A 14728-nucleotide genomic window follows, 5' to 3' on the forward strand; every position below is an offset into this window, starting at 1 on the left:
GCTGTCGATAAGCCAGGGCGCAGCGTACTCGCGCCCAGAGATTTTCTTATTTTTTGTGATGCTGTAGCATCGTCTCAATCAGCTGCTTCAGCAGCGGCTGTAGCGAGGCCGCTTTGTCGCCGCGCCAGTTAAATGGCGGCTGCTCATCCATATAATTACACTGCGCCAGCTCCAGCTGTATTGCATGCTGGTTATCCTGCGGCTTACCGTAAGCGCGGGTAATGTAGCCCCCTTTGAAGCGCCCGTTCAGCACCCAACTGTAGCGCGACTGTGCGGCACAGCATGCGGTTAGCTGTTGCGCTATGGCTTCGCTACAGCTTGCGCCATCATTGGTTCCCAGGTTCAGATCCGGCAGTCTGCCATCAAATAAACGCGGGATAACCGATGCGATCGAATGCGCATCAAACAGCAACGCATAACCAAACTGCTGCCTGATGCGCGCCAGCTCCTGCTGAATTTTTTCATGATACGGCTGCCAGATCTGATGCAGGTAACTATCACGTTGAGCCGCTGTTGGGGTTTTACCCGGCGCAAAAGTCGGCGTGCCATCAAAAAGGGTTTCCGGATAGAGTCCGGTGGTAGCCGTGGTGTAGAGCGCCTGATTATCCGGCGGACGGTTCAGATCAATAACAAAGCGTGAGTAGTTCCCCACCAGCACGCTGACGCCCATTTCACGGGCAAAATCATACAGCTGCGGAATATGCCAGTCGGTATCACACAGCCCTTGTGCAGCGGCGCTCAGACCCGCCTCAACTTCTGGGGTCAGCATGGTGCCTGCATGGGGAATACTCAGCAGCAGCGGCAGTGAACCACCGCTGAATTGATAAGCGTTCATCGTTGTTCTCCACGAAAGATTACCCGGCAAGGCAGCTGCCCGCCAAGCCAGTAAACCAGTTCAGCCGGACGTGCCAGCGGCCAGTGGACAAAATCCGCCAGCTTGCCAGCCTCCAGCGAACCAAGACGATCGTCAAGGCCCAGCGCACGCGCACCGTGCAGCGTTACGCCAGCCAGCGCCTCTTCTGGCGTCATGCCAAACAGCGTACAGCCCATATTCAGCATCAGGCGCAGCGACAGAGCCGGTGACGTGCCCGGATTCGCATCGCTGGCCAGCGCCATTGGCACCTGATAGCGGCGGAACAGCTCAACAGGCGGGCGCTGGGTTTCCCTCAGAAGATAGAAAGCACCAGGCAACAGCACGGCAACGGTACCGTGCTGTGCCATAGCAGCCACATCGCTTTCTGTAGCGTATTCCACATGATCTGCCGACAGCGCATTAAACTCTGCCGCCAGCGTACTGCCGCCCAGCGACGAGAGCTGCTCGGCATGAAGCTTCACCGGCAGCCCAAGCCGCTGTGCCGCTGTGAACACCCGCCGCACCTGCTCCGGTGAAAATGCCAGATGCTCGCAGAAAGCATCCACCGCATCCGCCAGACCTTCTGCCGCCACCTGAGGCAGCAGCTCATCACAAATCACATCTACCCAGGCATCGGACTGCTGCTGATATTCGGGAGGTATTGCGTGAGCCGCCAGACAGGTCGCCTCAATTTGCACGGGAACCTGCTGTGCCAGCTGGCGTATAGCCTGCAACATACGCAGCTCACTGGCGACTTCCAGCCCATAGCCCGACTTAATTTCTACGGTGGTAACCCCCTCCGCCAGCAGATGTTCCAGGCGCTGACGTGCACTCGCCACCAGCTGCGCCTGCGATGCGCCACGGGTCGCACGTACGGTAGAGAGTATCCCTCCGCCCTGGGCAGCAATCTCGCTGTAACTGACCCCATTCAGGCGTTGTTCAAACTCATGACTGCGATCGCCGCCGAATACCAGATGGGTATGGCAATCCACCAGGCCAGGGGTGACTATCCCCCCGCCCAGGTCAGTGCGCTGGCTGGCCTGAATCTGTGAGCTTTCTGCATAAGGGCCGACCCAGACAATCTCTTCACCGCTGACGGCTATCGCACCCTTTTCAATAATGCTGTAGCGGCCATCCTGCATAGTGACAATATCAGCCCCATACCAGAGATGGTCACAGTTGAATTGCTGATTCATCGGCTCTCCCACGTTGCGCACTTTACTGTTGATCTATAAGTATGTATATGTATATACAACCTCATTGCTCAGGAAGCAACCATGACTCGTTTTTTTGCGACCCGCGCCCTGCTGGCCGATGGCTGGCAACATAATGTACTGATTGACGTCGACAACCAGGGCATGATTACCGCCACCACCGCCAACAGTTCGCCCGAGGATGCAGAGCGTCTTAATGGTGCCGTACTGCCTGCAATGGCCAATCTCCATTCCCACGCCTTCCAGAGGGCGATGGCCGGACTGGCTGAAGTAGCGGGTAATCCGCAGGATAGTTTCTGGACATGGCGCGAACTGATGTACCGCATGGTTCAGCGCCTGTCGCCTGAACAGACAGGTGCCATCGCCAGCCATCTCTATGTTGATATGCTGAAAGGCGGCTACACCCAGGTGGCCGAGTTCCATTACCTGCACCACCAGCCTGATGGCCAGCCCTACGCTGACGATGCCATGTTACGCCAGCTTATCCATGCTGCTGAACGCAGCGGTATCGGCCAGACGCTGCTGCCGGTGCTCTACAGCTACAGCGGCTTTGGCAGCCAGCCCCCACAACCAGGACAGAAGCGTTTTATTCAGGACACTCAGGGCTATCTTGATCAGCAGCAGCGCCTGCAACAGCTGATTACAGGACGCCCGTTACTCAATCACGGCCTGTGCTTCCACTCTTTGCGTGCAGTCAGCGAAGAGCAGATGCGTGAAGTTCTGGCAGGCAGCCCTGACGATCTTCCGGTACATATTCATATTGCCGAGCAGGAAAAAGAAGTTAACGACTCGCTGGCCTGGTGCGGAGAACGCCCGGTCAGCTGGCTGTTGAATCGCTTCGCAGTGGATGAACGCTGGTGCCTGATCCACGCCACACATCTGGATGAACAGGAGATCGCAGGTCTTGCTGCCAGCCGTGCCGTCGCCGGATTATGCCCGACCACCGAAGCTAATCTCGGCGATGGTATTTTCCCCGCCACCCACTATGTTGCACAGGGTGGCCGCTGGGGAATTGGCAGCGACAGCCACGTTTCACTGGATGTTGTTGAGGAGCTGCGCTGGCTTGAGTATAGCCAGCGCCTGCGTGACCACCGCCGTAACCGTATCGTAACCGCACAGCAACCCTCAGTGGGCGAAGTACTGTATCAGCAGGCACTGGCAGGGGGTGCCCAGGCCTGTGGCGTGAAAATTGGCAGCCTGCAGCCAGGCTACCGCGCTGACTGGCTGGTGTTAGGCGGCGATGCGCAGCTGGAGTTCACTCAGGATGCCTCCGTACTCAACCGCTGGCTGTTTGCCGGCAACCGCAGCCAGATTCAGGACGTGTTTGTCGCCGGGCAGCAGCGCATCTGCGCCGGGCAACACGCACAGCAGGCAGAAATTGATGCCGGACTGCGTGAAGCTCTGGAGGCATTGCAATGATTCATCTGTACGACAGCAGCAGACTCCCCGCCAGCCGATGGCGTAACGGCGGCGGAGAAACTCGTGAAATTGTCAGCTACCCACCCGGTCTGGCCGACTTTGAGTGGCGCATCAGCATTGCCACTATTGCTGCTGACGGCGACTTCTCACTGTTTCCCGGCATTGATCGCATCATCACGCTACTGAGCGGCGAAGTAGCGCTCTATCGTCACGGTAATCTTTACCACCAGCTGGGTCTGCACCAGCCCTTTGCTTTTGCCGGAGAAGATGCGATCAGCGCCCGCCTTGCTGCCCAGACCAGCACTGATTTTAATATTATGGCGCGACGCGATATCTATCAGCCTGAGGCCGGTATCACTACCGCCCCCTTCTCACCTGTAGCGACAGCCGCCGGAGTCGTTTATGTCCTTGCGGGTCACTGGCAGCATCAGCAAACCCTGCTGGCAGCAGGTCAGGGAGCCTGGTGGGAGAATAACGCCGGGACATTTATTCCGGCTTCGGCGAATGCGCAATTGTTATGGGGTAAGCTAATCCCTCGATAGAAAGTGCCAGGAGTGGATTCAGGCGAAGAATAAAGTCTAAATATCTTAGAAATATTTTAGGGATATTTTAGGGATATTTTAGGGATAGCCTAAATAATTCGAGATGCAGCAAGGCGGCAAATGCGTGAGTCCCGATGAGCTTACATCAGTAAGTGATTCGGGCGAGCAAACGCAGCCAACGCAGCTGCGGCTCGAAGTATGACGATAAAATAGCCTAAATAATTCGAGATGCAGCAAGGCGGCAAATGCGTGAGTCCCGATGAGCTTACATTAGTAAGTGATTCGGGCGAGCAAATGCAGCCAACGCAGCTGCGGCTCGAAGTATAACGGCTATCTGAGCTTACATCAGTAAGTGATGCGGGCGAGCAAACGCAGCCAACACAGCTGCGGCTCGAATTATGACGGCTATCTGAGCTTACATCAGTAAGTGATTTGGGCGAGCAAACGCAGCCAACACAGCTGCGGCTCGAATTATGACGGCTATCTGAGCTTACATTAGTAAGTGATTCGGGTGAGCAAATGCAGCCAACACAGCTGCGGCTCGAAGTATGACGGCTATTAGCCATGACCTTTAAAGCGGCCCAACAGCTTATAGCGGGATCCGGGATACAACAGGCGTGCGTAAGTAACTATCTTACTGTCACTCCAGGTCTGACGCCGTATCAGCAGGCAGGGTTCGTGGGGTTCAATGGCTAAATGGCGGCACTGCCGGGCATCTGGCAGCACTGCTTCTACGATATGTTCGCCTGCCGTAAGGGGCGCTACGCGCATCAGGTAGGTGTATGGCGTCTGATTATCATAATCCTGATGCAGATAATCCGGGGCCATCTGAGGATTCACCAGCCGCTCTTCGAGCTGCACTGGCTGCTCGTTTTCGTAATGCACCATCAGCGACTGAAACACCGACTGGCCGGTGCTTAATCCCAGCACTGCCGCCTGCTCAGGGTCTGCTTTGCATTCCCGCAGCGTAATAATTTTGCAGCTGTGACGATGTCCACGCTGGGCGATCTCTTCCGCGATGTTATGCACTTCCAGCATCGCTGTGTAGCCCTTCACCTCGGCTACAAAAGTGCCCACCCCTTGCATACGAATCAGGTAACCTTCGCTGGTCAGCTCACGCAGTGCGCGGTTAATGGTCATCCGGCTGACGCCAAGCTCATTGACCAGCTCACTCTCTGACGGCACACGCTGATTAGCTTTCCAGACTCCTTCGGTAATCTGGCTGATAATTGCCTGCTTCACTCGCAGGTATATTGGTGCAGGCTGATCGCTCATGGCTGCTGAAAGTTGTGAAATGGCAGTCTGCGCAACCATAGCGGATTCCTTAATGATCTAATAACGGCAGTTTACTGGCTAAATTCTGATATGTATAGACATCCTGGCTGCACCAGTACCGGGCAATATGCCTGTGAATGGTGCAGCCAGGGATGCCTGCTGTTAGTGGTTTGTTGAACTATTCCCTTCGATGCCGCCTCTTACCTGTATCACTTGTTTTGTGACGTAGCTGGCACAACTCTTGCTGGTTGTATAGACAAGACTATACACATGTGATTCACTCGTCTTCGACTTCATTACAAACATTTCACAACTCAAGTTGTCTATACAGGAGTATACCATGTCACTGACTACGCATCATTGCCTGCTGACACCGGGTAAGGTGGAGCTGGCCACCCTCAAAGCTATCTATCGCGGGGGCGTCACACTGGCGCTGGACGAAACGTCGCGCAACCGTATTCAGCAGGCAAGTGCTACCGTGGCCGCCATCGTTAAAGAGGGCAAAGTGACCTACGGCATCAACACGGGCTTTGGCAAACTGGCGCAAACCACCATTCCAACGGAGCGCCTGGCTGAATTGCAGCGTAACCTGGTGCTGTCACATAGCGTTGGGCTGGGCGATCTGTTACCGGATGATGTGGTGCGCGTGATTATGGCCACCAAGGTGATTAGCCTGGCGCGCGGTCATTCAGGGATCAGGATCGAGCTGGTCGATGGGCTTATCGCTCTGTTTAATGCCGGTATTATGCCGTGCATCCCGGAAAAAGGGTCAGTCGGAGCCTCGGGCGATCTGGCCCCGCTGGCGCACCTGTCGCTGATGCTGCTGGGTGAAGGCGAAGTAAGGGTAAAGGGTAAGCTGATCCCGGCAACAGAAGGGCTGGCACTTGCCGGACTGCAACCCTTTGTACTGGGGCCAAAAGAGGGTCTCGCGCTGCTGAACGGTACTCAGGTATCGACGGCGCTGGCGCTGCGCGGCCTGTTCGAGGGAGAGAATGTGTTTGCCGCCGGTCTGGTGGCGGGTGCTCTGTCGCTGGAAGCCATTAAAGGTTCGATTAAACCTTTCGATCACCGTATCCATGAAGCTCGCGGCCAGCAGGGGCAGATTGAGGTTGCCGCAGCGGTGTCTTCGCTGCTCGAAGGGAGCGAAATCCTCGTTTCACACGCTAACTGTGGCCGCGTTCAGGATCCTTATTCGATCCGCTGCGTCCCGCAGGTGATGGGTGCGTGTCTGGATAATCTTAACCATGCGGCAAAAGTGTTGCAGATTGAAGCCAATGCCGCCTCCGACAACCCGCTGGTGTTTACCGATACCGGCGAAGTGATTTCCGGCGGTAACTTCCACGCCGAGCCAGTAGCCTTTGCTGCCGATATTATCGCGCTGGCCATCGCCGAAATTGGTGCCATCTCTGAGCGCCGTCTGGCGCTGATGCTGGATACCGGCCTTTCCGGTCTGCCACCGTTCCTGGTCAATGACGGCGGGGTTAACTCCGGCTTTATGATCGCACAGGTCACGGCGGCGGCGCTGGCCTCTGAAAATAAATCCCTGGCTCATCCCGGCAGCGTCGACAGCCTGCCAACCTCGGCCAATCAGGAAGATCACGTGTCGATGGCGACCTACGCCGCACGCCGTCTGGGTGCCATGTGCTTCAACACCGCCGCCGTCGTCGGTATTGAAGCGATGGCCGCCGCCCAGGGCATTGATTTTATCCGCCCGCTGCAAAGTTCCCCGCTGCTGGAACAGATTCTGGCGACCATCCGCGAGCGCGTACCTTACCTGGAAAAAGACCGCCTGATGGCACCGGATATCGAGCAGATGCGTCTGTGGGCTGGTGCAGATCAATGGCCAGAAGCTATCGCTGCCCTGTTACCTGCGCGTGCGCATTAAGCCTGTATTGAGAGGAATAAACCATGACTGAATCCGTAAAAAAAGCTGTCGCACGTACCGTGCGTGCCCCGCATGGCAGTGAGCTGAATTGTGCCAACTGGCTGATTGAAGCGGCTTATCGCATGATCCAGAACAACCTTGATCCGGATGTGGCTGAACGTCCGGAAGACCTGGTGGTGTACGGCGGTATTGGTAAAGCGGCACGTAACTGGGAGTGCTTTGAACAGATCCTGCGCTCACTGAAAGCGCTGCAACCTGAGGAAACGCTGCTGGTGCAGTCCGGTAAGCCGGTGGGAGTGTTCCGCACCCATGCTGATGCGCCGCGCGTGCTGATTGCTAACTCTAACCTCGTGCCACACTGGGCTACCTGGGATCATTTCCATGAGCTGGATAAAGCTGGCCTGATGATGTACGGGCAGATGACCGCCGGCTCCTGGATCTATATCGGTGCTCAGGGCATCGTGCAGGGAACCTTTGAAACCTTTGTGGAGGCAGGCCGTCAGCACTATCAGGGCGACCTGGCTGGCAAATGGATCCTGACCGCCGGATTGGGCGGCATGGGCGGCGCACAGCCTCTGGCGGGCGTGCTGGCCGGTGCTTCCGTGCTGGCAGTAGAGTGTCAGGAATCGCGTATCGATTTCCGGTTGCGCACCCGCTATCTCGATTATAAAGCTTTCACCATTGATGAAGCATTGGCGATTATCGACAAAGCCAATAAGGAAAAACGCGCTATTTCCGTCGGCCTGCTGGGCAACGCCGCAGAGATCCTGCCGGAACTGGTAAAACGTGCCAAAGCCGGCGGTATGAAACCAGATATCGTCACCGACCAGACCTCCGCCCATGATCCAGTTAACGGCTACCTGCCCGCAGGGTGGGATCTGGCGCGCTGGGAATCTACCCGCCAGTCCGATCCGAAAGCTGTCGAAAAAGCGGCACGCGCCTCAATGGCAGTGCACGTGCAGGCAATGCTCGACTTCTGCCATATGGGTATCCCTACCGTAGATTACGGCAATAATATCCGCCAGGTTGCGCTGGATGAAGGGGTGAAAAATGCCTTTGATTTCCCGGGATTTGTTCCGGCCTATATTCGTCCACTGTTCTGTGAAGGCAAAGGGCCGTTCCGCTGGGTCGCTCTGTCAGGCGATCCGGAAGATATCTTTAAGACTGATGCCAAACTGAAAGAGCTGTTCCCGGATCACACCAACCTGCACCGCTGGCTGGATATGGCGCAGGAACGCATTGCCTTCCAGGGGCTGCCTGCACGTATCTGCTGGCTTGGGCTGGGAGAGCGTCATCTCGCCGGGCTGGCCTTTAACGAGATGGTGCGCAACGGTGAGCTGAAGGCTCCTGTGGTTATCGGACGCGATCATCTTGACTGCGGCTCGGTGGCATCACCAAACCGTGAAACCGAAGCGATGATGGACGGTTCGGATGCAGTTTCCGACTGGCCGCTGCTGAATGCCCTGCTTAACACCGCAGGCGGTGCTACCTGGGTCAGCCTGCATCACGGCGGTGGCGTAGGGATGGGCTTCTCACAGCATGCGGGGGTGGTCATCGTCGCCGACGGCACCCCGGAAGCCGATGTGCGCCTTGGCCGCGTACTGTGGAACGACCCGGCCACCGGCGTCATGCGCCATGCAGATGCGGGTTATGAGAATGCCAAAGCGTGCGCCCGTGAGCACGAACTCAATCTGCCAATGATTAAATAACCCTGCGCGGGCCTGTCCTCAGGCCCGTTTTTCTCACCGCCTCCCCTTTCTTTCTCCGTTTTATGCTAACTTATTTTTGTCCGCTAACTGGAAAGCACAGCCCCTGACAGGAGAAGTAACCATGGTCATTCCCGTTTCGCTTATTGATGAAGCTACCGGCTGGCGCCGGGCATTTCATGCCCGCCCGGAGCTGGGCTATCAGGAGCATCATACGTCGCAATCGGTAGCGGAACAGTTAACAGCGATGGGGCTTCAGGTACACCGCGGACTGGCAGGAACGGGTGTGGTCGGGACGCTGGAAAACGGCCCCGGCCCGACCATTGGTCTGCGGGCAGATATGGATGCGCTGCCGATGACTGAGCTGGGTCAGCCTCCTCACCGCTCAACGCAGCCGGGAGTAATGCACGCCTGCGGCCACGATGGGCATACGGCAATTCTGCTGGCAACGGCCAGACACCTCAGCAACACCCGCAATTTTAGCGGCACCGTTCACTTCGTCTTCCAGCCTGCTGAAGAAAATCTCGGCGGTGCGCGTCGCATGGTTGAAGAAGGGTTATTTACCCTGTTCCCGATGGATGCTATCTACGGCATGCATAACTGGCCCGGCCTGCCTGCTGGCCATGTGGCGGTCAATGAAGGAGCGATGATGGCGTCGCTGGATTCATTTGAAATCACCCTGAACGGACGCAGCTGCCATGCGGCGATGCCCGAAAACGGTGCAGATCCCATTGTTGCCGCCGCCCAGCTGATTCTGGCTCTGCAAACGATACCGGCCCGTCGTCTTTCACCGCTGGCATCAGCGGTAGTCAGCATCACTCAGATTAACGGTGGCGAAGCGGTTAACGTGATCCCGGAAACGGTAACGCTGCGCGGCACGCTGCGCTGCCTTCAGGCGGATGTCCGCGTGCGGGTTCGCCAGATGATCGACGAATTTGTTACCACCTTCACCCGTCCGCTGGGGATTGAAGGCAGCATTATTTATCAGACCGACTATCCGGTTACCGCCAACCATCCGCAGGAAGCCGCAAAGGTGCGCGACTGTGCGCTAACGCTGCTTCCCGCAGAGCAGGTTCACTGGAACCTCAGCCCGTCAATGGCCTCGGAGGATTTCGCCTGTATGCTGGAAGCCTGTCCGGGTGCCTATTTCTGGCTGGGAGCCGATGGCACCACACCTTCTGCGCCATTGCACAATGCGCGTTATGATTTTAACGATGCATTAATCGGTCCGGGTATTGCTCTGTGGACGGCGCTGGTCGGGCAGTTATTGCCCCGCTAGTTCCGCACATTCCACTCCGCAGTAGATACACACCGGGGGCGGACATTCCGCCCCGAGGCCTGCGCGGGTATCAATATCCTGCGGAATCGATCTGTGCTAACGCACCATCCAAATCAATTGCCCGTCCGGTTGCCAGATAACAGCAGGCGATTTGCAGGCGCAGCGACTGCGGTACCGGCACTTCACGATCGAGACAACGGCGGATCCATGCGGCGGTAGTGGCTGCATCTTTGGCAGCAGGCAGACAATCGTCTCCCGGCGCGATCTCTTCCTGGCGCGAGAGCAGCATCAGCGTCTCTTCCCCGGCTATCTGTGTGATCGAAGGGCAACGCTGTGGATTAGCGTACACTTCCCCTTCGGTACCATTCAGAAGCAGACCACGGCCGCCAATGGCGCTGAAAAACGTTGCTACGCGCGGAATATATTCCGGATGAGATACGCTGGCGAGGCGCAGCGCTGCATCTTCGGCAAACGGCGTTGCCAGTTTAGCAAGAGTATGCGCACTATTGCGTACGCCCATACGCCAGCGCAGAGCAAGCTGCTGCTCCATCGGCTGGCACAGAGTACCTACGGTGATAAATACCAGTTCACCCGCATCCAGTTTTGCCTGTGCTTGTTCAGGTGTGGTTACCGCAGCAATATCCAGCGCCGCAAACACCTGCTCACTGGTGACACGGGTAGGATCGTCGCTCACGCCATGAACCACCACCGGGAAGCCAAGACGCGACAGCAGCAGTGCCAGCAGCGGGGTAAGATTTCCCTGACGACGTGCGCCGTTATAGCTGGGAATGACCACCGGCATTGGGCGCTGCGCAGGTGGCGTCAGGCGCAGCATCTGCTCCTGCATCGCCTGGTAGAAACCCAGCATCTCCTCCTCGCCCTCTCCTTTAATGCGCAGGGCAATCAAAATCCCTCCAAGTTCAAGATCCGGCACTTCACCGTTCAGCATGCGGCGATAAAGCTCGCGAGCGGTTTCCATATCGATATCGCGGGCATGATTCTTACCACGTCCGATCTCTTTAATAATTTTTTTAAATTCCATGCTTATGCTCTTTACTCAGTAAGACGGATTAACGGCGACGGCGGAATGTGGGTTTCTTTTTCACCGCCGGAGTGACAGCTTTCGGCAGCTCGCCTTCCGGCATCGGTGGTTGCGCTATCGGGAATACCGGCAGCGCGCCCAACAGACGTGCACCATAGCTTTTACTGATTAGCCGCCGATCATAAATTACAATTTCGCCATAGCAGTCATGGCTGCGGATTAACCGCCCCACCTGCTGAATAAGGTTAAACGAAGCGCTGGGCAGGCTTTGCACTTCAAACGGATAGCGCTTCAGGCTTTTCAGCCACTCTCCCTCAGTCAAAATAACCGGACTGTCTATCGGGGGGAAGGCGATTTTATGAATATGCACCTGTGAAAGCAGATCGCCTTTCAAATCCAGCCCCTCGGCGAAGGATTGCAGCCCGACCAGAACGCTGGTTTCCCCCTGCTCTACGCGTTTACGATGCAGTGCCACCAGCGCCGGGCGCGGCTTATCCCCCTGCACCAGCATCATCAGCCGCAGCTCGGGCAGATAGGCCAGAAACTGATGCATGGCCCGGGCGCTGGCGAACAGCACCAGAATGCCTTTATGGGCAGCGAGCTTAATCTGATGACGGAAGAAGTGCGCCATCTCCGCAAGATGCAGCACCTCGTTTGCCAGCATCGGTTCATACTTCATCTGCGGAATAATCAGCTGGCCCTGGGTGACATGATTGAAGGGTGAGTCGAGGGCGACAAAACGATCGCCCGCCTTTTCGCTCAGGCCGGACATCTCCTGCAATCGCTGAAAACTGTTAAGAGATCGCAGCGTGGCAGAGGTCACCACCACATGGGGAATTTTACGCCACAGCAGCTTTTCCAGCTGTTCACTGACGCGTATCCCGGCGCAATGAAACATCAAATGCGCGCTGCCATCGCGAATTTCCCGCGTCACCCATTTCGATACCGGCGCTCCGGAAGCCTGCTCCATCGCCGCCAGTCGCCACAGCTTGCTGCTGGCTTCGAACCAGCCCAGCGCACGGTTCATCTGGATCAGCGTGCGATGCAGACGTACCACGTCAAACTGGCCGCTCTTCTCGCTGAGGTCGTTCATCATCCCTTCGGCCAGACCCCGCAGCGCATCGCTGAGTTTAAACAACCGGGCGCAGATGGTCAGGATCTCTTCAGGCAGCAGCCCCATCTCGAAGCGGAACTCCCCCTCCTGACCTTCCGGCGGCAGATAGAGGCCGAGGATCTGCGACAGCATCTGTAGCTGTTCGCGCACCTCTTCACAGTGCGCCTTGAGTTTATCCGGATGACTGAGGGACGGCGGGCGTTTCGGCTGAAACTGCGCCAGGCACTGCTCCACGAGGCGACAAAACAGGTCAAGCTGTAGCACCGTCCAGCCGGGGGTGATCTCACCGCTCATCTCCAGCGCATCACGCGCGACATCCGGCAGATGATGACCTTCATCCAGCACCAGCAGCAGGTTTTTTGGCGGAGGCAGCACCGATTCTGTTTCCAGCGCGGCCATCACCAGCGCGTGGTTCGCCACCACCACATCCGCATTTTCAATTTCACGCCGCGCCACATAAAACGGACATTCACGGAACCAGTGGCAGTTACTGCCCAGGCAGTTGGCTTTATCCGTACTGAGGCGCTGCCAGAGCGAGTCTTCAATATTTTCCGCGCAGTGGTCGCGCAGGCCATCCCACTGGTAGCGTTTAAGGGATTTCTCCAGCTCGGTACAGATTGCACGCTCATCTTTGCTGGCGGTCATATCGTCATCAAGGAACAACAACAGGTCGCCCTGATTTTCTTCATCTGTTGCCAGCGCAGAGAGGTTTCGCGGGCACACGTAACGTCCGCGACCAAACGCTGCGGTAAACTTCAGCTCGGGAATGATTTTCTTCAGCAGCGGCAGATCTTTGCTGAAAATCTGATCCTGTAGCGCCACGTTAGCGGTACTCACCACCAGCGGCTTTTCCTCGGCACGGCTGACGGCAATGCCGGGGATCAGGTAGGAGAGGGTTTTTCCCACACCGGTGGGAGCCTCAATTGCCAGATGACGACCATCGTCCCCCGCCAGCGTCTTCGCTACCTCGGCAATCATCTGCCGTTGCGGCGCACGCGGAATAAAATCGGGAACTTCCTGTTGCAGGGCTTTATACCACCCGGCAATTTGCGTTTTTAACGCAGCAGTTAACGCCATGACCATCACTTCCAGCTAAACAAGGCTGTATTTTTACACAGTATGGCGGCGACGTCAGCCTGCAAACGCTAATCTCCAGAGGCCGCTCGCAATTTAAGCAGGCTAAGGCTGCTCAATCTCCTTATACATTACCGTTGTGGCGTCCATCACCCCTGCGGTCGAACGGGCATAGTGTGGGATCTGTCCGGCGACCTGCCAGCCAAGTGAGAGATAGAGAGATTCAGCAACATCACCGCTGCGGGTGTCCAGTACCAGCAGGCTGCGCCCCAGCTGACGAGCACGGGCTTCCGCCTGCTGCATCAGCTCGCGGGCAATCCCGCTGCGGCGCGCATCCGGGTGAACCAGCAGTTTGATCACTTCGGCCCGGTGCTTCCCGTTTGCAGGCATCGCCAGGGCCAGCATGATGGTGCCGACAATACGCCCTTCCCTGCGCGCCACCAGCAGCTGTTTATCCCCACAGGCGAGGTTGAGAACCACATCCTGCCAGAAATGAGTCATTTGCTGCCGATCGCGGCTGATAAAGCCGATACTTGCTCCCTGCGCTACGCAGCTATCCAGCACCTCATACAGTGCCGGGATTTCCTGTTGTGTCTGTCCGGCTTCCAGCCATTGATAGGTGATATGAGTCATGGGCGGGCCACCACCAGCGCGTAGTGCACCCCGGCAGCTTCAGGGGCATGGAAACAGGTACGACCGAAGAGATGAAAGCGCAGGCAGTCTCCCTGCTCCAGCCGCCAGGAGCGATCATCCATATGGAACTCCAGTACGCCATCAAGAATCCAGATATGTTGCTCAAGCCCTGCCAGCGGTGGAATGTCGTACTCAATACGCGCACCGCCGTCCAGGCGCGCCTCGACTAACTCGGCATGAAATGCCTGCGCAGGCGGTGATAGTGAGCGGCGCTCATAGCCATTTTCAACGTCGCGCCAGACGCTTTGCTGCGCAGGTCGCAAAAGTTGTACAGCTCCCTGTTCAACTTCACTTAACAGCCGTGACATCGTCAGTCCGTAAGCACTGCACAAGCGGTTCAGCAGAGAGGCGGTAGGACTTGTCTCAGCACGCTCAATGCGGGATAGCGAAGCGCGGCTAATCCCGGTAAGCTCGGCAAGAGTCTCCAGCGACCAGCCTTTTTCTAAGCGCAGATCGGCCAGTCGTTGTGCAAGCCGTTGTTCCGTTGGAGTCTGTTGCATTTGATATTCTCATATTAGGGAATAAATCTCTTATATGAGATATATCGTTTAATTTTGGTCTTTTCAACTTGTACAATAAATAATACTTTGTACAACCTGTTATTATTGGTTAGGCTGATAACAGGTCTGACA

12 protein-coding genes are annotated in these 14728 nt (G+C 56.7%); 5 read left to right on the forward strand and 7 right to left on the reverse strand.

The annotated features are described in order from the left end of the window. Positions 1-46: 46 nt before the first annotated feature. Entirely contained in the window at positions 47-835 is a 789-nt protein-coding gene (gene hutG, locus GN242_RS14010) for an N-formylglutamate deformylase (protein ID WP_156287692.1), read from the reverse strand. Next, entirely contained in the window at positions 832-2049 is a 1218-nt protein-coding gene (gene hutI, locus GN242_RS14015; protein WP_156287693.1) for an imidazolonepropionase, read from the reverse strand. Before hutI ends, hutG begins: the two co-directional genes overlap by 4 nt. Positions 2050-2130: 81 nt before the next feature. Here hutI and GN242_RS14020 point away from each other — a divergent pair, with 81 nt between their 5' ends. Then, the gene (locus GN242_RS14020; RefSeq protein ID WP_156287694.1) at positions 2131-3486 is read left to right on the forward strand and encodes a formimidoylglutamate deiminase; all 1356 of its coding nucleotides are present in this window, start codon (positions 2131-2133) and stop codon (positions 3484-3486) included. Beyond that, positions 3483-4028: a HutD/Ves family protein gene (locus GN242_RS14025; RefSeq protein ID WP_154752011.1), complete on the forward strand. Its 546-nt coding sequence runs from the start codon at positions 3483-3485 to the stop codon at positions 4026-4028. The genes GN242_RS14020 and GN242_RS14025 overlap by 4 nt, the downstream gene beginning before the upstream one ends. 558 nt (positions 4029-4586) lie before the next feature. Here the strand turns inward: GN242_RS14025 and hutC are convergent. After that, the gene (hutC, locus tag GN242_RS14030; protein ID WP_154752012.1) at positions 4587-5342 is read right to left on the reverse strand and encodes a histidine utilization transcriptional repressor HutC; all 756 of its coding nucleotides are present in this window, start codon (positions 5340-5342) and stop codon (positions 4587-4589) included. 301 nt (positions 5343-5643) lie between these two features. On the opposite strand from hutC, the gene hutH reads away from it, so the two are divergent. The 3 genes from hutH (at position 5644) to GN242_RS14045 (ending at position 10173) form a co-directional block, all read left to right on the forward strand. Beyond that, positions 5644-7188, forward strand: coding sequence for a histidine ammonia-lyase (hutH, locus tag GN242_RS14035; protein ID WP_154752013.1), 1545 nt, complete (start codon positions 5644-5646; stop codon positions 7186-7188). Between the two features lie 23 nt (positions 7189-7211). Then, positions 7212-8897: a urocanate hydratase gene (gene hutU / locus GN242_RS14040; RefSeq protein WP_154752014.1), complete on the forward strand. Its 1686-nt coding sequence runs from the start codon at positions 7212-7214 to the stop codon at positions 8895-8897. Positions 8898-9018: 121 nt separating this feature from the next. Next, positions 9019-10173, forward strand: coding sequence for a M20 aminoacylase family protein (locus GN242_RS14045; RefSeq protein ID WP_154752015.1), 1155 nt, complete (start codon positions 9019-9021; stop codon positions 10171-10173). 70 nt (positions 10174-10243) lie between these two features. Here GN242_RS14045 and ybiB read toward each other — a convergent pair whose 3' ends face one another. From ybiB to GN242_RS14065, 4 genes are all read right to left on the reverse strand, one after another. Continuing rightward, a complete protein-coding gene (gene ybiB / locus GN242_RS14050) occupies positions 10244-11215 on the reverse strand; it encodes a DNA-binding protein YbiB (RefSeq protein ID WP_154752016.1) in 972 nt (323 codons plus the stop codon). A gap of 28 nt (positions 11216-11243) precedes the next feature. Next, positions 11244-13406 carry an ATP-dependent DNA helicase DinG gene (gene dinG, locus GN242_RS14055; RefSeq protein ID WP_154752017.1) on the reverse strand — a complete coding sequence of 721 codons (2163 nt, stop codon included), beginning with the start codon at positions 13404-13406 and terminating at the stop codon, positions 11244-11246. Between the two features lie 102 nt (positions 13407-13508). Further along, on the reverse strand, positions 13509-14036 hold the full coding sequence (locus GN242_RS14060; RefSeq protein ID WP_154752018.1) for a GNAT family N-acetyltransferase: 528 nt from the start codon (positions 14034-14036) through the stop codon (positions 13509-13511). After that, complete coding sequence (locus tag GN242_RS14065) at positions 14033-14596, reverse strand: helix-turn-helix domain-containing protein (RefSeq protein ID WP_154752019.1); 564 nt, start codon at positions 14594-14596, stop codon at positions 14033-14035. Before GN242_RS14065 ends, GN242_RS14060 begins: the two co-directional genes overlap by 4 nt. Between the last annotated feature and the right edge of the window lie 132 nt (positions 14597-14728).

It is taken from the genome of Erwinia sorbitola, assembly GCF_009738185.1.
Classification (GTDB): domain Bacteria; phylum Pseudomonadota; class Gammaproteobacteria; order Enterobacterales; family Enterobacteriaceae; genus Erwinia; species Erwinia sorbitola.